Source organism: Pollutimonas thiosulfatoxidans, from assembly GCF_004022565.1.
Lineage (GTDB): Bacteria > Pseudomonadota > Gammaproteobacteria > Burkholderiales > Burkholderiaceae_B > Pusillimonas_D > Pusillimonas_D thiosulfatoxidans.
The window spans coordinates 3,057,842-3,076,336 of sequence record NZ_CP022987.1; the positions used below are offsets into that span (position 1 = coordinate 3,057,842).

18 protein-coding genes are annotated in these 18,495 nt (G+C 59.3%); 17 read left to right on the forward strand and 1 reads right to left on the reverse strand.

The annotated features are described in order from the left end of the window. Positions 1–106: 106 nt before the first annotated feature. The 17 genes from CKA81_RS14865 to CKA81_RS14945 all read left to right on the forward strand — a co-directional run bounded on the left by CKA81_RS14865 (position 107) and on the right by CKA81_RS14945 (position 17,331). Complete coding sequence (locus tag CKA81_RS14865) at positions 107–1,726, forward strand: GMC family oxidoreductase (RefSeq protein ID WP_128355989.1); 1,620 nt, start codon at positions 107–109, stop codon at positions 1,724–1,726. 85 nt (positions 1,727–1,811) lie between these two features. Further along, on the forward strand, positions 1,812–3,086 hold the full coding sequence (locus tag CKA81_RS14870; protein WP_128355990.1) for a putative Na+/H+ antiporter: 1,275 nt from the start codon (positions 1,812–1,814) through the stop codon (positions 3,084–3,086). A 135-nt stretch (positions 3,087–3,221) separates the two neighbouring features. Further along, on the forward strand, positions 3,222–3,554 hold the full coding sequence (locus tag CKA81_RS14875; protein ID WP_128355991.1) for an FmdB family zinc ribbon protein: 333 nt from the start codon (positions 3,222–3,224) through the stop codon (positions 3,552–3,554). A gap of 20 nt (positions 3,555–3,574) precedes the next feature. Next, a complete protein-coding gene (locus CKA81_RS14880; RefSeq protein WP_128355992.1) occupies positions 3,575–4,267 on the forward strand; it encodes a DUF502 domain-containing protein in 693 nt (230 codons plus the stop codon). A 37-nt stretch (positions 4,268–4,304) separates the two neighbouring features. Beyond that, positions 4,305–6,098: an aspartate--tRNA ligase gene (aspS, locus tag CKA81_RS14885; RefSeq protein WP_128356842.1), complete on the forward strand. Its 1,794-nt coding sequence runs from the start codon at positions 4,305–4,307 to the stop codon at positions 6,096–6,098. An 18-nt stretch (positions 6,099–6,116) separates the two neighbouring features. After that, entirely contained in the window at positions 6,117–6,968 is an 852-nt protein-coding gene (locus tag CKA81_RS14890) for an endonuclease/exonuclease/phosphatase family protein (RefSeq protein WP_128355993.1), read from the forward strand. 18 nt (positions 6,969–6,986) lie between these two features. After that, entirely contained in the window at positions 6,987–8,216 is a 1,230-nt protein-coding gene (clsB, locus tag CKA81_RS14895; protein ID WP_128355994.1) for a cardiolipin synthase ClsB, read from the forward strand. Between the two features lie 70 nt (positions 8,217–8,286). After that, complete coding sequence (locus CKA81_RS14900) at positions 8,287–9,393, forward strand: S-(hydroxymethyl)glutathione dehydrogenase/class III alcohol dehydrogenase (RefSeq protein ID WP_128355995.1); 1,107 nt, start codon at positions 8,287–8,289, stop codon at positions 9,391–9,393. A 10-nt stretch (positions 9,394–9,403) separates the two neighbouring features. Continuing rightward, positions 9,404–10,264, forward strand: coding sequence for an S-formylglutathione hydrolase (fghA, locus tag CKA81_RS14905; RefSeq protein ID WP_128355996.1), 861 nt, complete (start codon positions 9,404–9,406; stop codon positions 10,262–10,264). 148 nt (positions 10,265–10,412) lie between these two features. Further along, positions 10,413–11,915 carry an aldehyde dehydrogenase family protein gene (locus CKA81_RS14910; RefSeq protein WP_128355997.1) on the forward strand — a complete coding sequence of 501 codons (1,503 nt, stop codon included), beginning with the start codon at positions 10,413–10,415 and terminating at the stop codon, positions 11,913–11,915. Positions 11,916–11,961: 46 nt separating this feature from the next. Beyond that, positions 11,962–12,840 (forward strand): transporter, encoded by an 879-nt coding sequence (locus CKA81_RS14915; protein ID WP_128355998.1) that lies wholly within the window; start codon positions 11,962–11,964, stop codon positions 12,838–12,840. A 28-nt stretch (positions 12,841–12,868) separates the two neighbouring features. Next, positions 12,869–14,047: an amine dehydrogenase large subunit gene (locus CKA81_RS14920; RefSeq protein ID WP_128355999.1), complete on the forward strand. Its 1,179-nt coding sequence runs from the start codon at positions 12,869–12,871 to the stop codon at positions 14,045–14,047. 2 nt (positions 14,048–14,049) lie between these two features. Continuing rightward, positions 14,050–14,583: a MauE/DoxX family redox-associated membrane protein gene (locus CKA81_RS14925; protein WP_128356000.1), complete on the forward strand. Its 534-nt coding sequence runs from the start codon at positions 14,050–14,052 to the stop codon at positions 14,581–14,583. A 9-nt stretch (positions 14,584–14,592) separates the two neighbouring features. After that, positions 14,593–15,231, forward strand: a complete 639-nt coding sequence (mauD, locus tag CKA81_RS14930) for a methylamine dehydrogenase accessory protein MauD (protein WP_128356001.1) — start codon at positions 14,593–14,595, stop codon at positions 15,229–15,231. Further along, positions 15,215–15,733, forward strand: a complete 519-nt coding sequence (locus CKA81_RS14935; RefSeq protein ID WP_128356002.1) for a methylamine dehydrogenase light chain — start codon at positions 15,215–15,217, stop codon at positions 15,731–15,733. The genes mauD and CKA81_RS14935 overlap by 17 nt, the downstream gene beginning before the upstream one ends. Positions 15,734–15,739: 6 nt before the next feature. Continuing rightward, entirely contained in the window at positions 15,740–16,249 is a 510-nt protein-coding gene (locus tag CKA81_RS14940) for a c-type cytochrome (protein WP_128356003.1), read from the forward strand. 128 nt (positions 16,250–16,377) lie between these two features. Then, positions 16,378–17,331 carry a helix-turn-helix domain-containing protein gene (locus CKA81_RS14945; RefSeq protein WP_128356004.1) on the forward strand — a complete coding sequence of 318 codons (954 nt, stop codon included), beginning with the start codon at positions 16,378–16,380 and terminating at the stop codon, positions 17,329–17,331. Here CKA81_RS14945 and CKA81_RS14950 read toward each other — a convergent pair. Beyond that, complete coding sequence (locus CKA81_RS14950; RefSeq protein WP_128356005.1) at positions 17,324–18,472, reverse strand: ABC transporter substrate-binding protein; 1,149 nt, start codon at positions 18,470–18,472, stop codon at positions 17,324–17,326. The two genes, CKA81_RS14945 and CKA81_RS14950, sit on opposite strands and share 8 nt — an antisense overlap. Between the last annotated feature and the right edge of the window lie 23 nt (positions 18,473–18,495).

Here is an 18,495-nt window from a genome sequence, read left to right on the forward strand (position 1 = left end):
GGGCAGTGCGCCTACAAAGTGTGGGCTGGCGACACGACTCGTAATAGAATGATGGCAGGACCGGCGTTCGATCGGCCCGCACAACAAAAAGACGGAGACAACAAACATGGTGACAGCATCACCAGACCCAGGCCCCCTGGAGTTTGACTACATCGTCGTGGGCGCCGGGTCTGCAGGCTGCCTGCTGGCCAACCGCCTGTCGGCAAACCCCCAGCATAGAGTGCTGCTACTGGAGGCCGGCGGACGCGACAATTGGCGCTGGATACACATACCGGTGGGCTATCTGTATTGCATCGGCAATGCTCGCACCGATTGGTGCTATAGCACCCAGGCCGATCCCGGCATCAACAATCGTATTCTCGGCTATCCGCGCGGCCGGGTGCTGGGCGGTAGCTCGGCGATCAACGGCATGATCTACATGCGCGGGCAGGCGGCCGACTACGACAGTTGGGCGGCCCAGGGCAATACGGGCTGGGGCTGGAATGACGTGCTGCCCGTCTTCAAGGATGTCGAAGAGCATCATGCCGGCCCCAGCGAGTTTCATGGCGCGGCGGGCAGTTGGCGCGTAGAGCCGCAACGCTTGTCCTGGAAGATACTGGACGCTTTCCGTCAGGCCGCCAGCCAGGCCGACATCCCCTCCATCGACGACTTCAATCGCGGCGATAACGAGGGCTGCGCGTATTTCGAAGTGAACCAGCGGCGCGGCGTGCGCTGGACCTCCGCCAAAGCATTTTTGCACCCGATTGCGACGCGGCCCAATCTTACGGTGCTGACCGACGCCCATGCCCAGCGTATCAGCTTTGAAGGCCGGCGCGCCACAGGCATCGAATTTGTACACGAAGGCCGCAAGCGCCACGCCTCCGCCCGGGCCGAGGTGGTTCTGGCCAGCGGCGCCATTGGTTCTGCGCAGTTGCTGCAGGTGTCAGGTGTAGGACCAGGGGCGCTGCTGCAGTCGCTGGGCATCCCGGTAGTGCACGATCTGCCTGGCGTGGGCGAGAACCTGCAGGACCACCTGCAACTGCGCATGATCTACAAGGTCCATGGCGCCAAGACCCTCAACACCATGACCGCCTCGTTGTGGGGTAAGGCCCTGATGGGCTTGCAATATGCTGCGCAAAAGCGCGGCCCTCTCACGATGGCCCCTTCCCAGCTGGGCGCGTTTGCGCGATCCAGCCCGCAACAAGCGCGCGCCAATTTGGAATATCACGTCCAGCCCTTGTCGCTGGAAAAGTTCGGCGAGGGTCTGCACACCTTTCCAGCCATCACGGCGTCGGTATGCAATTTGCGCCCCTCCAGCCGCGGATACGTACGGGTTACCTCGCCCAGCACTGCAGACGCCCCGCATATTCTGTGCAACTATCTGCAAACCGCCGAAGATCGCCAAGTCGCGGCCGACAGCATTCGGCTGACCCGCAAGATCATGGGGCAGCCGGCGTTAAGCCCTTATCGGCCTGAAGAGTACAAACCGGGAGCCGCCCTGGCGACACAGGAGGATCTCGAAAAAGCAGCAGGCGATATCGGCACAACGATTTTCCATCCGGTCGGCACCTGCAAGATGGGCGTGGACCCCATGGCGGTGGTGGATCCGCAGCTGCGCGTGCATGGCATTGAAGGCTTGCGTGTCATTGATGCCTCCGTCATGCCGACCATCACATCGGGCAACACAAATTCGCCCACCATCATGATTGCGGAGAAGGGCGCGCGGTTCATACTTGGCCAGCACTAAAGGCGTGTGGACCCAGTCGTGCGACAATTCGTTGGGCAGTTTCTCAGTGTTATCAAGGCCACATGGGCATAATTAAGGTTTAGGCATGACCAGTTTTCTCGAATATTTAGCGACCGCGCTTTTTGCAATCGCCATTGTGCATACGTTCTCTGTACCGGTGTTCGCCCGCTTGGCGAATCGGGGCGGGCCGCACGCAGGCATGTGGCACTTGCTGTCGGAAGTCGAGGCCGTGTTCGGTGTCTGGGCTTGCGTGCTGTTGGCCTGTATGGCGCTGATATCCGGCGTGGGTGACACCGTGCAGTACGTTGATACCCGAAACTTTACCGAGCCGGCATTTGTGTTCGTCATCATGGTGGTGGCCGCCAGCCGCCCCATCATCGAACTGGTCAATATCTTTGTGCGGGGCCTGGCGCGCAGCTTACCCATGCGCATCGAGCTGGCCATGTTCTTCGTGACCATGTCCTTCGTGCCGCTCGCCGGGTCCTTCATTACCGAACCGGCGGCCATGACCCTGGCGGCGCTGCTGTTGCGCGACGCGTATTTCCATCGGCCGGGTCAGGCAGGCTTCAAGTACATGACACTGGGCGTGTTGTTCGTCAACATTTCCATAGGTGGCGTATTGACCGCCTATGCTGCACCACCCGTATTGATGGTTGCCCATACCTTTCAATGGGACTCCGCCTATATGGCGACGCATTTCGGGTGGCGTGCCGCCGCCGCCGTCATCATCAACGCGGGCGTGCTCACGTTCCTGTGCCGCAAGTACCTGTTGGACGGCACCCTAGGGGGCGAGCCAGCAATCGAAGAGACGCGGCCTCCAGTACCGTATAGCGTCATTGCCATCCATACCCTGTTTCTCATTGGCGTTGTGCTTTCCGCTCATCATCCGATCATTTTCCTGGGCTTCATGATGCTGTTCATCGGCTATGCCCAGGCTTACAAGCGCCACCAAAATCCTCTGCTGATCCGCGAGGGACTCATGGTCGGCTTTTTCCTGGCCGGTCTGGTGGTGTTGGGCGGGCTGCAAAAGTGGTGGTTGCAGGATCTATTGGCTGGGCTGTCGCCAACAGTGCTGTTCTGGGGAGCCACGGTCCTGACAGCTTTCACGGACAACGCAGCCCTGACCTATCTGGGTTCGCTGGTCGATGGCACGGACGAGCTGTGGCGCTATATGCTGGTGGCCGGCGCTGTCACGGGCGGCGGCCTGACGGTGATCGCCAATGCGCCCAACCCTGCCGGCTTCTCGATTCTGAAAAGATTTTTCCCCGATGGGGCGATCTCGCCGCTGAAGCTGCTGATCTCGGCCGCCATCCCTACGTTGGTGGCAGCCTTCATGTTCCTGCTGCCCCCGCCCTTTTAAGGATCGATTCGATGCAGAAAGGCGAAAACGGCTAAAATTAGCCGTTTTTGGCGCCTGGCCGCGTCTTTCGCCGTGTCTGCACGGCGGGCGGCCGTCAGCGATGGTTCCTCAGACATCCCTTTTTGGAATTTTCTTGTGCCTATTTACGTCTATCAGTGCAGCGCCTGCCAACATACGCAGGACGTGCTGCAGAAAATGTCCGACCCGGTGCTTACCGACTGCCCTGAGTGCGGCAAAAATACCTATGTAAAGCAAGTCACGGCTGCGGGCTTCCAGCTTAAAGGTTCGGGCTGGTACGTGACCGACTTTCGTGACGGCGGCGGCAAGGCGGCCCAGCCGGCCGCGTCCACCGAAGGCGCCGCAGCCCCCACGCCCGCTGCGCCGGCTGTCACCAGTGCTCCCGCGCCCAGTGCGCCGACCGCGCCGGCAGCCCCAAGTGGTGGATCGTCCGGCGGTAGCGCCCCGTGATCGGCGGTATTCGCGACTAGATGCGTTTCTTCAAGCGATACTTCATTACCGGACTGTTGATCTGGATACCCTTGATCATTACGGTCTGGGTGATAGCCTTGCTTATCGGCACCCTCGAGAGCGTGGTGCCGGTTTTCTTGAGCTCGCAGTCGCTATTCGGTTTTCGCATCCCGGGCTTCCAGTTATTGCTGGTGCTGGCCGTGGTGATGCTGACCGGTGTGCTGGGTGCAAATTTTCTTGGGCGCGCCCTGGTCGAGCGCTGGGAACAGCTGTTGGGCCGTATCCCGCTGGTGCGCTCCATCTATAATTCCGTCAAGCAGGTCAGCGATACTGTCCTGGCGCCCGACGGCCTGGCCTTCCGCGAGGCGGTGCTGGTGCAGTATCCGCGTCAGGGTGCGTGGACCATCGCGTTTCTTACCGGCGCCCCCACGGGCGAGGTGGCCGAGAAGCTGGGGGCGGATTACGTCAGTGTGTATGTGCCCACGACGCCGAATCCCACCTCCGGCTTCTTCCTGATGATGCCCCGTGAGGACGTGCAGTTGCTGGACATGAGCGTGGACGCCGCGCTGCGTTATATCGTCTCCATGGGCGTCGTGGCACCCGCCTCGGTCAAGGCCCTGGAAGCCGACCATGAAGCCATGTCGGCGGTCGACGCCGCCCACGAGATCGACGGGGCAGAAGATGCCGGTCGCTCCGAAGATGGTCGGCCATGAATTTGAACAAAAGTATTTTTATACGGAGTAATCCTTGATGCGTACCTGCTATACCGGCGAGGTCAACAAAGACTATCTTGATCAGACAGTGACACTGTTTGGTTGGGTCCACCGACGTCGCGACCACGGCGGTGTCATCTTTATCGATTTGCGTGATCGCGCGGGTCTGGCCCAGATCGTGGTCGATCCGGACAATGTCGATGCCTTTGCCACTGCGGAAGATATCCGTAACGAGTATTGCGTGCGCATCACTGGCCTGGTCCGGCTGCGTCCGGAAGGCACCGGCAATCCGGAACTGGCGTCCGGCGAAATAGAAATACTTTGCCGCGAGATCGAAGTGCTGAACGCTTCGGTCACCCCGCCGTTTCAGCTGGATGACGACAACCTGTCGGAAACGACGCGCCTGACGCATCGCGTTCTGGATTTGCGACGTCCGCAGATGCAGCGCAATCTGATGCTGCGTTATCGCGTCTCGATCGAGGTGCGCAAGTATCTGGACAACCTGGGCTTCATCGATATTGAAACGCCGATGCTGACCAAAAGCACGCCCGAAGGTGCGCGCGATTATCTCGTGCCTTCGCGGGTGAATGCGGGCGAATTCTTTGCACTGCCGCAGTCGCCACAGCTATTCAAGCAGATGCTCATGGTGTCTGGCTTTGACCGCTATTACCAGATCACGAAGTGTTTCCGGGACGAAGACTTGCGGGCCGACCGCCAGCCCGAGTTCACCCAGATCGATTGCGAAACCTCCTTCCTGAATGAAGAACAGATTCGCGAGATTTTCGAAGGCATGATCCGGCACGTGTTTGCCACCGTGCAGCAGGTGCAGCTTCCCGACAGCTTCCCCACGATGACATGGGAGGAAGCCATGCGGCGTTTTGGCTCGGACAAACCCGATCTGCGCGTCAAGCTCGAGTTCGTCGATGTGGCCGACCTGATGCAAGACGTGGATTTCAAGGTCTTCTCGGCGCCGGCCAATGATCCAGCCAGCCGCGTGGTCGCATTGCGTGTGCCTGGCGGTGCGGGCATGCCGCGCAGCGAGATCGACGCCTACACCAAGTTCGTCGGCATCTATGGCGCCAGGGGTCTGGCCTATATCAAGGTCAACGACGCGGCGTCCATCCCGGAAGGCCTGCAGTCGCCTATCGTCAAGAACATACACCCGGAAGCGCTGCGCGCCATGATTGCCCGCTGCGGTGCGCAATCGGGCGATCTCATCTTCTTTGGCGCAGACAAGATAAAAGTGGTGAACGACGCCATAGGCGCCTTGCGCGTGAAGATCGGCCATAGCGAGTTCGGTCGAGAGCACGGCCTCTTCGAGGACGGCTGGCAGCCGCTATGGGTCGTGGACTTCCCGATGTTCGAGTACGACGAAGAGGAAGGGCGCTACTTTGCCGCCCATCATCCGTTTACCAGCCCGAAAGACGGCCACGAAGACTATCTCGAGACCGATCCCAGCCGGGCGCTGGCCAAGGCCTATGATATGGTTCTTAATGGCTGGGAGATGGGCGGGGGTTCGGTGCGTATCCATCGTGCCGACGTACAAAGCAAGGTGTTTCGTGCGCTGAACATTGGCGCCGAAGAGGCCCGCAACAAGTTCGGCTTCCTGCTCGATGCATTGCAATACGGCGCGCCGCCGCACGGTGGCGTGGCTTTTGGCCTGGACCGCTTGGTCACGATGATGGCCGGCGCGGAATCCATCCGCGACGTTATCGCCTTCCCCAAGACGCAGCGTGCGCAGTGCCTGCTTACCCAGGCGCCTTCCGCCGTCGACGAAAAGCAACTGCGCGAACTGCATATCCGCTTGCGCAGTGCCGAGGTGAAGCAGTAGGTCTTACAGGGGACGTCAGTGTCGGTTATACGGGTTGTCAGCTACAACATTCACAAAGGCCGTTCGGCAACGGGCAGCCGTGAATCGTTTTCTGACTTGCGCCTGGGTTTGTACGGCATGCGTCCCGACCTGCTTTTTTTGCAAGAGGTGCAGGGCCGCAACCAGCAGCGCATCAGCCTGGATGCCCAGCACGAATCCCTGGGCGCCGCGCTGTGCATGAACGCGGCATATGGATGCAACGCGGTGCGCGCCCACACCGATCACGGTAACGCGCTGTTGTCGCGCTACCCCATACTCAGCCACGAGAACCAGGACATATCCGATCACAAGATGGAGCAGCGTGGGCTGTTGCATGCGGTGGTCAACATCAAGGATGTGCCTGTGCATTGCCTGGTGGTGCACCTGGGCTTGTTTGCGGGGGGGCGCTCGCGCCAGGTAGCCGCATTGGTTGATCGCATCAAACGCATGGTGCCGGAAGGGGAACCCATGTTGATAGCTGGCGATTTCAACGACTGGAACAACCGCTTGGCGCCCTTGTTTGTGCAGCAGCTGGGCTTGTACGAAGTGTTTGCCGTGGCACCCCATGGTGACACGTCGCCGCGCTTACTGCGCAATTCGGTCAAGCGCCTGCGCGATACCTTGCGCACGCAGCCCTCTCCGCTTGCACAAACGGTGCACGAGCTGGGCATCAATGGCGGTGCGCGCATGACACCGCCGCCGCGCACATTTCCGGCCGCCTTCCCATGGCTGCGGCTGGACCGCATCTACCAGCGTGGATTTGCCGTGCGCAAGGCGCGAGTGATGCATGGCTTGCCCTGGCGCCAGATATCAGATCACGCACCGCTTTTCGCCGAGTTGGAGCTGCCCTAAAAGGCGGACACAGCACTCATGGCTTTTAGTCAGGTAAAACTTAACTGGCACGAAGGCAATCGCATCGATCTGCTGCGTAACGGCGAAGACTTTTTCCCCGCGCTGTGCAAGTCCATCGACGAGGCCAGACGGCTGGTTCATCTGGAAACCTATATTTTCAACCTGGACAAGACAGGCTTGCTGGTGCTGGAGCATCTGCAAAAGGCCTGTGAGCGGGGCGTGAAGGTGCGCGTGGTCCTGGATGGCTTTGGCAGCCAAGAACACGGCGCCGACATCGTTCAGCGACTTGCGGCCATGGGCGCGCAATCTCGCGTCTATCGTCCGGAGCCCAAGGGCCTGAGGGCCGTGCGATTCACGCTACGGCGGCTACGACGGATGCATCGCAAGATCACCTTGGTGGACAACGAGGTGGCGTTCATAGGCGGCATCAATATCCTGGATGACTACGAAGACGTGCCCGACGACGGAGCCGGACCGCGGCCCAGGTTCGACTTTGCCGTCAGGGTACAGGGCCCTATCGTCGCGGATGTTATCAAGGCGCAGCGCGCGCTGTGGCTGCGCATGGCCTGGCGGCGGCGTGATGACTGGGCTGCTTTCTACCAGCGAATCAAGCACGTGGCAGAAAGACGCAGGAAGTTCTATGCGCAGCACTTGCCTGCTTTCGAACCCGGCCGGCGTGCTGCGCTGCTGCTGCGCGATAACCTGCGGTATCGGCAGACCATAGAGAACGTGTACCTGGCAACGATGGCCCAGGCCCAGTCCGAGATCCTGATCGCCAATGCCTATTTTTTTCCCGGCCGCCGCCTGCGCAAGGCGCTTGAGGACGCCTCACGCCGGGGAGTACGTGTACGCCTGCTGCTGCAGGGCAGATCCGAGTATCCGATGCAATACCGGGCCTGCCGCTACATGTATTGCAAGCTGCTGGACGACGGTATCGAGATTCACGAATACCAGCCCAGTTATCTGCACGCAAAAGTGGCCGTCATCGATAATTGCGCAATGGTAGGCTCGTCCAATCTGGACCCCTTCAGCCTTTTGTTGGCGCGAGAAGCCAATGTCTACATCGAGGACGTCGACTTTGCCCGCGAACTGCGCGAGGCGCTCGAGATGGAGATGCAGTCCAATTGTGCGCCCGTGACCGCTGAGGCGCTGCAAAAGCGCAGCCGCTTCGGTGCCTGGGCCGACGCATTCTCGTACTTCATGTTACGTGCGGGCGTGGCGCTGACCGGCAAGGCATCGGAATACTGATATCGGCTAACATCTTCCGGTAGGCTCGCGTAAGGCGGCCAGCGTGACAACCCGTATTCAGGAGATGTATATGAAAACGAAAGCAGCAATAGCCTGGAAGGCGGGCGCTCCGTTAACCATAGAAGAAGTCGAGTTGGCGGGCCCCAAGGCGGGCGAGGTCCTGGTCGAAATCAAGGCCACCGGCATTTGCCATACTGATTACTACACATTGTCGGGTGCCGATCCCGAGGGCATCTTCCCATCCATCCTGGGCCACGAGGGCGCCGGCATCGTGCTGGAGGTCGGCGCGGGGGTAAGCTCGCTCAAGGCCGGCGACCACGTCATACCGCTATACACACCCGAGTGCCGCCAGTGCAAGTCCTGTCTTTCACGCAAGACCAACTTGTGCACGGCAATACGCGCCACCCAAGGCAAGGGGCTGATGCCTGATGGCACCTCGCGATTTACGGTGGGCGGCAAGCCGGTGCACCACTACATGGGCACCTCGACATTTTCCAATCACATTGTGGTGCCGGAAATCGCACTGGCCAAGATCCGCAGCGATGCCCCGTTCGACAAGGTCTGCTACATCGGTTGCGGTGTCACGACCGGATTGGGTGCGGTGCTGTACACCGCCAAGGTCGAGGCCGGAGCCAATGTGGTGGTATTTGGTCTGGGCGGTATCGGCCTGAACGTTATTCAGGGCGCCAAGATGGTGGGTGCCGACAAGATCATAGGCGTAGACCTGAACCCCGAGCGCGAAGCCATGGCCCGCCAGTTCGGCATGACGCATTTCGTCAACCCCAAGGAGGTCGAGAACGTCGTCGACCACATCATCCAGTTGACGGACGGTGGGGCCGATTATTCGTTCGAGTGCATAGGCAATACCGAGGTCATGCGCCAGGCGCTGGAATGCTGCCATCGGGGTTGGGGTCAGTCCATCATCATCGGCGTGGCCGAAGCCGGGGCAGAGATCTCCACCCGCCCATTCCAGTTGGTAACGGGCCGCGAGTGGAAGGGGTCGGCCTTTGGAGGTGCACGGGGCCGCACAGACGTTCCCAAGATTGTCGACTGGTATATGGAAGGCAAGATCAATATTGATGATCTGATCACCCATACGCTGAAGCTGGACCAGATCAACGAAGGCTTTGAACTGATGAAGCGCGGCGAGTCGATACGATCCGTCGTGGTGTACTAAGGAGGATTCAATGTCGCAGGAAGTTCTAGAGCTGCTTAGCCAGCATCGTTGCTTCGATGGCGAGCAGCGCTATTATCGACACGAGTCCAGCGTTATCGGCTTGCCGATGCGTTTCTCGGTGTATTTGCCGCCACAGGCACAAGACGGCCCGGTGCCGGTATTGTTTTTCCTGGCGGGGCTGACCTGCACGGAAGAAACCTTCATGATCAAGGCGGGCGCCCAGCGCTTTGCCGCGCAGTACGGCCTGATGCTGGTTGCGCCGGACACCAGCCCGCGCGGCGCAGGTTGCCCAGGCGAAGATGACGACTGGGACTTCGGCACCGGTGCCGGCTTTTACCTGGATGCCACCCAGTCGCCCTGGAGCAAGCATTACCGGATGGAAAGCTACATCACGCAAGAGCTCTTTGCTATCGTCACCAGCGCACTGCCGGGTAACGCATCCTGCGTGGGTATCACCGGACACTCCATGGGTGGGCATGGTGCATTGGTGCTGGCTCAGCGACATCCCAAGCTGTTCGAATCGGTATCGGCCTTTGCGCCCATAGCAACGCCGTCGCGCTGTCCATGGGGCGAGAAGGCCTTTTCGGCTTACCTGGGCAAGGACCGGCAAGCCTGGGCCAACTACGATGCCTCGCTGTTAATGGAGCAATCGCAAAATCCGTTTCCCAAGGGCATATTGGTAGACCAGGGCCTGGCCGACGGCTTCCTGGAAGAGCAGCTACGGCCGGAGGCGTTCGTGGCGGCCTGCGCGCAAGCCCAGCAACCGCTCATCTTGCGCAAGCACGAGGGCTACGACCATGGCTACTATTTCATCTCGACCTTCATGAAAGACCATATTGCCTTCCACGCTGAAAGGCTAGGCGCCGTCTGATCTCGAAAAACCAAGTATTAACCCCGGCATAGCGCACTGCGTATTCGTCGCAATGCGCAAACTCACATGTCGGGGTGCACAAACCGACAATTCCCCTTGCCCTCTCGTTGCTATCCTGTTCTTCATTGAACTGTAAGGAGCAACACGCATGTCTGTTTCGTCTGTGCAAGATCGTCCGGAGTTGTCCGCAATACGCGAACACATGATCATCGACGGCAAGCCCTACACGACAGGCGTTGGGCAAGGCCTGCCGGTGTACGACCCAGCCACCGGCTCCGTTATTGCACGCCAGCTTGAGGCGGGCCCCGCTCAGGTGGATGAGGCCGTTGCCGCCGCCCGGCGAGCATTCAATAACGCTGCGTGGCGCGACCTTCCCCCGGTAGCGCGCGAGCGTCTGCTGCTCAAATTGGCCGATCTGGTCGAGCAACACGGAGACGAGCTGGCTCGTCTTGAAACCCTGAACAACGGAAAATTGCTGTTTCTTTCGCACGGGCTGGAAGTCGGGGCGGGAGCGCAGTGGCTGCGCTATATGGCTGGCTGGGCAACCAAGATATCCGGCGAAACACTTAATGTGTCGATTCCTTTTCCGCCTGGCGTTAACTACCAGGCTTACACGCGACCCGAGCCGGTGGGCGTTGTTGCGGCCATTGTGCCTTGGAACTTTCCGCTACTGATGGCGATTTGGAAGATCGCCCCCGCAGTAGCAACGGGCTGCACCGTCGTACTGAAACCCGCCGAAGAAACACCGTTGACGGCCATCCGACTGGCTGAGCTGGCGCTGGAAGCAGGTTTTCCGCCTGGGGTGATCAACGTGATTACCGGACGTGGCGAAGTGACCGGCGCAGCGCTGGTCGCCCATCCGGACGTAGACAAAATCGCCTTTACTGGTTCGACCGAAGTGGGAAAGTTGATCGGGCGCCAGGCAATGGATGACATGAAACGCGTCTCGCTGGAGTTGGGCGGCAAGTCACCCGTGATCATACTGGACGACTGCGATATTGAGATGGCCGTGCAAGGAGCAGCCGGCGCGATCTTCTTCAATCAGGGCCAAGTGTGTACTGCCGGCTCGCGTCTGTTTGTCCAGAAAGGTATCTACGACAAAGTCGTTGCAGGTGTAGCTGAACTGGCATCGGCGATGAAGCTGGGGTCGGGTTTTGATCCCGCCACACAGATAGGTCCCATGGTGTCCGCCCGACATTTTCAGCGCGTGATGGATTACATCGATATCGGCAAGGCAGAGGGCGCCCGTGTCGTAGCCGGTGGTACTCGTGGCGATGGGGAAGGCTATTTTGTGCGGCCGACGGTGTTTGCTGATGTAAGTCCTGACGCAAGAATTGCGCGCGAGGAGATCTTCGGCCCGGTCGTGGTAGCTGCTTCCTTCGACTCGGATGACCAGGCGGTGGCGCTGGCCAATGACACGCAGTTTGGTTTGGGAGCAAGCATCTGGAGCAACGACCTGACGCGGGTCAACCAACTGATACCCCGGCTTCAAGCAGGCACGGTATGGGTCAACACACACAACATGCTTGACCCGCATATGCCGTTTGGGGGCTACAAGCAGTCGGGCATCGGGCGCGAACACGGACGGGCCGCCATTGATATGTACCTGGAAAAGAAATCGGTTTGTATCGCATACCCGTCTGCGCGCTGACGGCGCTGGACGCTAGAACACAAAACAAAAAATGGAGAAGACAACAATGAAGCAGATGATAAAAACGGGGACCGCAGCGTTGATCGCGGCAGTGGGGCTGGCGTTGTCGGGTACGGCCGTCGCCGGCGACCCCAGTGCGCGAGACTGGATACCGGCGCCGGCTGGCACCAACGTGATCGCCACCTACTTTGCGGCGTTGAACAGTCATGGCTTTTATGATCGCGGCGATCGTCTGGACGGCGGGCCGGAAATTGACGTACAGGCCTTTGTGTTCCGTCCGATGGCGTTTCGCAAGATAGGCAACACGACGGTGCAGTACGAATTGATCGCGCCCGCCTACCGGACCACTGCCAAGATCCCCGGCGTGCCCGATGACAGGCTTTCCGGTTTCGGGGATATCCAGGCCGGGGCGGCGTTTTGGTTTTACAACAATGAAGAGAGCCGAACCTGGTTTGCCTGGGAGCCCTTCATTACAGTTCCGACGGGTCGGTATCATGGCTCGCATGCGGATGTGTCGCCTGGCAAGAATCGGTGGACGACTATTCAGGATTTCGCCTTCGTTCAGGGTTTCGGAGAATCCACCTTTCTTGAGGGTGTGGCAGAGTTCGAGTTCTACGGCAACAACGACAATTATTACGGACAAACCTTGAAGAAGGCGCCAGCCATACGGCTGATGGCCCTGGCCTCTACGAACATTACGGCCAATACCTATGTCGGCATGCGTTATCGCTATGAAACCGGCGGCCGGGAAACCATCAACGGTGAAACGCTGGTAAGTCGCGCAAAAAATCATCAGTTGGCTTTCGAGGCCACATATCAGATCAACGATGCGAACCAGATCCAGCTGCAATACATTCACGACTTGAAGGTCGAGAACGGCCCTCGCATGCGTGGCGTGCAGCTGCGCTACGCGTATGCGTTCTGAACCAGCATCTTTTGCAGGAGATTACCTGATGAATATTCTACGTAAAGCCCTACCCGGCCTGGCCGCGTGTGCATTGATGGCGCTGGTCAGCCCGGCCGGAGCCCAGCACTTGCCGGTAGAACAACTGACCGGCGGCCACCATCTGCCTGCGGACGCATCGCAGCGGGTTTATGTCATGGATTCCGTCTTCCAGCACTTGACTGAAAGCCGCTTAAGTATTTTTGACGGTGCGACCGGCAAGTTCCTGGGCATGATACCGACCAGCTACAACGGACACATGCAGGTATCCAAGGACGGGAAAAACATCTACACCATGACGACATATCATGAGCGTGTCACGCGGGGAAAGCGTACTGATGTGGTCGAAATATGGGATGCCTCTGCCTTGACCTTCAAGACGGAGATCATTATTCCGCCCAAGCGGGCCCAGGCCCTTAATTACCGCGGCATTTTCCGTCAAACCACCGATGGCAAGTTCATCGTGCTTCAAAACGCCACGCCCGCGACCTCCATCACCGTGGTGGATATAGCGAACGAGAAGTTTGCCAGCGAAATTACGGCAACGGCAGGATGCTGGAGCGTGGTACCGCTACCGAACAAGCCACGTAGCTTCATGACCATCTGCGGCGACGGCGCACTGCTGACGATCGATCTGGATGAAAAGGGCGAAGTGGCACGTCAGTCGCGCAGCAAACCGATGTTCTCGGTCCAGGACGACCCTATTTTCATCGCTCCCGGATTAACGAAAGACAAGGCGTACTTCGTGTCCTTCTATGGCAACGTATACGCTGCCGATATCAGTGGTGACAACGTCAGCCTCGAGCCGGTATGGTCGCTCCTTAATGAAGAGGACAAGGCGCAGGGCTGGGTACCGGGCGGCTACAACGTCATAGACATCGACCGTGCAAACAAGCGCATGTATGTATTCATGCATCCGGATGGCAAGGAAGGCTCGCATAAGAATCCGGCTGCCGAGATTTGGGTTTATGACCTGGAAACCAAGAAGCGGGTGGCACGTGAGCCCGGCCGTGATGGTTTATCGATGTCAGTAGCCCAGGGGCCGAATCCGCGACTGTTGACGCTGGATGGCGGCAATGTCAACGTATACGATATCAGCGCCGTGCAGCCTAAATACTTGCGAACCATAGAAGGGGCGGGCGAAGCGGCATTGCAGGTCGAGCCCCATCCTGGCACTGGAGGCAATTAAGCATGGATCCCATATTGTTGTATGTGGCGGCGGCCAGCGTGTCGGGGATCCTACTGCTGGGCGCCCTGGAAAAGCTGCGTAATCTTGCTCACTTCGAAGGCGCTGTAGCGGCGTATGCCTTGTTGCCCTCGAAAGCGGTGCCGGCCTTCGCATTCATTTTTCCAGTTGCCGAGATCACAGCAGGCGTGTTGCTGCTGCTTCCGGCTGGCCGCAATGCGGGGGCGGCCCTGGGTGTTGCCTTGTTGATCGCAGCAACGGCAGGCGTGGCCATCAATTTGCTGCGAGGACGTCGGGATATCGATTGCGGCTGCGGCGGCTTTAGTGACCAAGGAGCCGGACTCTCGTGGTGGCTGGTCGCTCGCAACGGCTTTTTGGTCACTATGGCCTTATCGCTCTTCCTGGGCCAGGCAGACGTGAGCCGCGTTCTGGGTTGGGTGGACGGACTGACCTTCTTTGGCGCGACTCTGGCAGTGCTGGGCCTTTATTTTTCCTTCAACCAGCTCATCGATTCGCATAATCGTTTTCAAAAAACATAAGGAGACACCATGAGTGCCTTGATGATTTCCAACGTGGTGCTGTGGGGCGTGGTGCTCTGCCTGGTGCTGGTCGTTCTGGCCCTGTCGCGACAGATAGGCGTGCTGTACGAGCGGGTAGCGCCCATGGGCGCGCTAACCATGGACAAGGGGCCTGCGGTCGGTGATACCGCGCCGCAATTCGAACTTGCAGATCTATTGGGTCGCAAGCAAACAGTTGGCGTGCCGGGCGATCGCAGTCAGCTTCTGTTCTTTGTTTCGCCCACTTGTCCAGTATGCAAGAAGCTCCTGCCCATCCTGAAGTCGGTGGCGGCGACCGAAAGGGCGTGGCTCGACGTCATGCTGGCCAGCGACGGCGAAATGCCTGAGCATCTGGCCTTTTATCGCCAGGCGGGTCTGCAGCAATTCCCCTACTTGCTGTCTACCGCTTTGGGTATGGGCTTTCAGATCAGCAAGCTTCCCTATGCGGTGCTGATTGATGAGCAGGGGGTGGTACGTGCCAAAGGTTTGATCAATTCACGAGAACAGCTTGAAAGCCTCTTCACGGCAAAAGAGCTCGGCGTAGCGTCGGCCCAGGAATACCTGGCCAATGCCTCGCTTCAGGAAACCCAAGTTTCGCGCAAGGAGAACGTCAATGCGTTGGCTGGATAATTTCGGAGAGCGTATGGCTCGCAGGGTGGCTACGACCTCATCGCGCCGCAGCGTCCTTTGTTCCATTGGCAAGGTGCTGGTCGGCTCCGCCTTCATCATGCCCGTCTTGCCCGTGGCCCGTGCTGGCGGCAAGTCGACCGACCTGGAACAGGCGACAGACGAAGAACTGGCGTCGTGCGATTACTGGCGCTATTGTGCGGTGGATGGCTTCCTGTGCTCGTGCTGCGGCGGCACGGCAACGACTTGCCCGCCAGGCACAACACCCTCGCCCATTTCGTGGGTGGGCACATGTCACAATCCCAACGATGGCAAAGACTATCTGGTCAGCTATCATGATTGCTGCGGCAAGACAGCCTGCAACCGGTGTCTGTGCTCGTCACAAACCCGAGAGCGGCCCGGCTACGAGTTCTTCCTGCACAATGATGTCAACTGGTGTATGGCCAACGAAAACAGTACCTTCCATTGCACGACCTCGGTGATTGTCGGGCTGGCGAAGAACTGACAAGGCATGGCAATGGTATGGCTTGCAAGACGCCTGCTGATGGTGGTGCTGACCCTTACGGGCGGCGCCGCCGCCACCGTGTCCGCTAACGACCAGGCGCCTTCGCAAGCCGCGCCGTACGCGCAAAGCACTGCGGCCTACAAAGACTACATGTTGCAATGTGCAGGTTGCCACCGGTTCGACGGCAAGGGTGCGCCATCACGAGGCGTGCCCAGCTTTCGCCAATCCATCGGAGTGCTCACCCGCTTGCCTGCGGGGCGCGAGTACATGATCAGGGTGCCCGGGGCGGCGCAGTCACAGCTGACCAATGCCGAGTTGGCCAACGTGCTGAATTGGGTGGTTGCAACTTACAGCCCGGGTCAGTTGCCCCGCGACTTCAAGGCCTTCACAGCAAGCGAGGTCGGCGCGGTACGCCCTTATCGCTTCGACGATGTGGCGCCAGTGCGGCGGCGCCTCACAGAAGAGCTGAAGGCACAAGGACACGAACTGGCACCCTATACTTTCGGCAGCAATTGAAGGCCTTTCGACCTACAGGTTTTCACCCATAGCATAAGCAAGGTGTTTTAGGTATAAAAGGTTGTTAGGCGTCGCTTTAAGTTGGGTTGACGCCTTCGCACAAGACCGCTTTATAAGGCATAAGGTGTATGACGCCCATGCTATTACGTACTTTGCCACGCCACTTTAGCAGCCATAGCCTGTGGCGGGACGGCGTCTGCGAGTATTTTGTTCCGCTTGAGGTCAGCGCCAACAATGGCGGCCCCTTTATCAATACTGCGGCGACCGATGCAGTAGGCTGTCTGCAAGTTACCGAACTTGTCACTTCGGCTCAACGGGTACGACGCACCCGCAGCCTGGCGGACCGCGCCGAAGAAAGCGTGTACAAGGCCACTTTGCAAATCTCGGGCCGTAGCGAGATCACTCAAGAGCAACGTTCGGCCGTGCTCGGTCCCGGCGACTGGGGGCTGTACGACACCACCAGGCCTTACGAAGTCTCAGTCGAACAAAATGCGCATTTCCTGGTGCTGCAGATATCGACCTCACAGATGTCGGTATGGGAGCCCTACTTCCAACGAGCGGTAGCGCGCAGCTTCAGCGCGCGGCATGGCAGTGCGCGCATTGCCATGGATACGCTACGCTTGGCCCTGGCCGAGAACCCCGGCCTTTCAGCCGCAGCCACCCGAGATATATCCAGGTCCATCATGCAAATGATTGGGCTGAACGTATGCGAGCAATCCGGCGCTGAAACCATGTCCGGCCTGGATGAGGTCCGGCAGGCTCAGTTTCGAAACATACGCCAGTACATCGACGACAGCCTTCACGATCCCGAGCTTTCCGTTACGGCTGTCGCCGCGCGCTTTCGCGTGTCGCGTCGCTATCTGTATAAGCTTTTCGAGAACCAGGGCGTAACACCGGCCGACTACATACTGGGTGCCCGCCTCGAGCGCTGTCGCGATCTGCTCGCGAATCTTCCCGCTACCCGCCAGATCAGCGAACTTGCGTATCAGCACGGGTTCTCAGACTCCGCCGCCTTCAGTCATGCCTTCAGGCGGCGGTTCGGTCTGTCGCCTACCGAATGGCGGCGTACTTCTCTTACTTAACCAACCGCCACTGACCGTCCTTGACGGTGATCAGCTCGCGGCCGCGATCGTCAAAGCCGCTGTGGTCGTCCGCGGACATGTTGTAGACCCCTTGCGTGGCGACCAGCTCTTTGGTTTGCTCCAGGGCGTCACGCAAGGCAGTGCGGAACTCTATGGTGCCCGGCTTTGCCGCCTTGGCTGCCAGCGGAATGGCTTGCTCCAGCAGCAGGCCCGCGTCGTAAACGTTGGCGCCGAAGGTTGCGGGCTTTTCGCCGAATCGCTTGGTGTACTGGGCGATATAGTCTTCGGCTACTTTCTTGGATGGGTTGGTGTCGGCGATTTCCGGCAACACCAGCATCAGGCTGGCTGCCAGGATGGTGCCTTCGACATGTTTGCCGCCCAAGGTCAGGAATGCCGGCAGTGCTGCGCCGTGGGTTTGGTAGAACTGGCCCTTATAGCCTTGCTTGGCCAGCGTGGTTTGCGGCAGCACGGCGGCAGAGCCGGTACCGGCGACCAGTACGGCGTCAGGCTTGGCGGTCAGTACCTTAAGTGCCTGGCCCGTGACGGATTGGTCCGAACGCTGGTAGCGCTCGACAGCGACAATCTTGATGTCGTTTTTCTGAGCCAGCTCGGTAAAGACCTTCAGCCAGTTCTCGCCGTAGGCGTCGTTAAGGCCAATAAAGCCGGCCGTCTTGATGCCGTTGCTTGCCATGTGGCTGACCAGCGCCTTGGCGATAATGTCGTCATTCTGGGTGGTCTTGAACACCCATTTCTTTTCTGGTGTCATGGGCAGCACGACTGCTGCGGTGCCGACAGGCGCCAGCATGGGCGTGCTGGACTCGGCCGCGAATTGGATTACACCCATGGCATTGGGCGAACCCGATGGCCCGATGAGGGCGTCAACCTTTTCTTCCGTGATCAGCTTCTTGAAGTTGGTGACGGACTGCGTCGGATCGCTGGCGTCGTCCAGTGAAACATATTCCACGGTGAGATCGCCGATCTTCTTGGGCAACAGGGGTACGGTGTTGCGCTGCGGGATGCCTATCAATGCCGTGGGTCCGGTGGAAGATGTTACGACACCAATCTTCACCTGGGCATAGCTGGGCGCCACGCCGACTGCGGCGAATATGGCGGCAGATACAGCAAGGGCTTTCAATAACATGGGTTTGTCTCCGTTGGTATAGT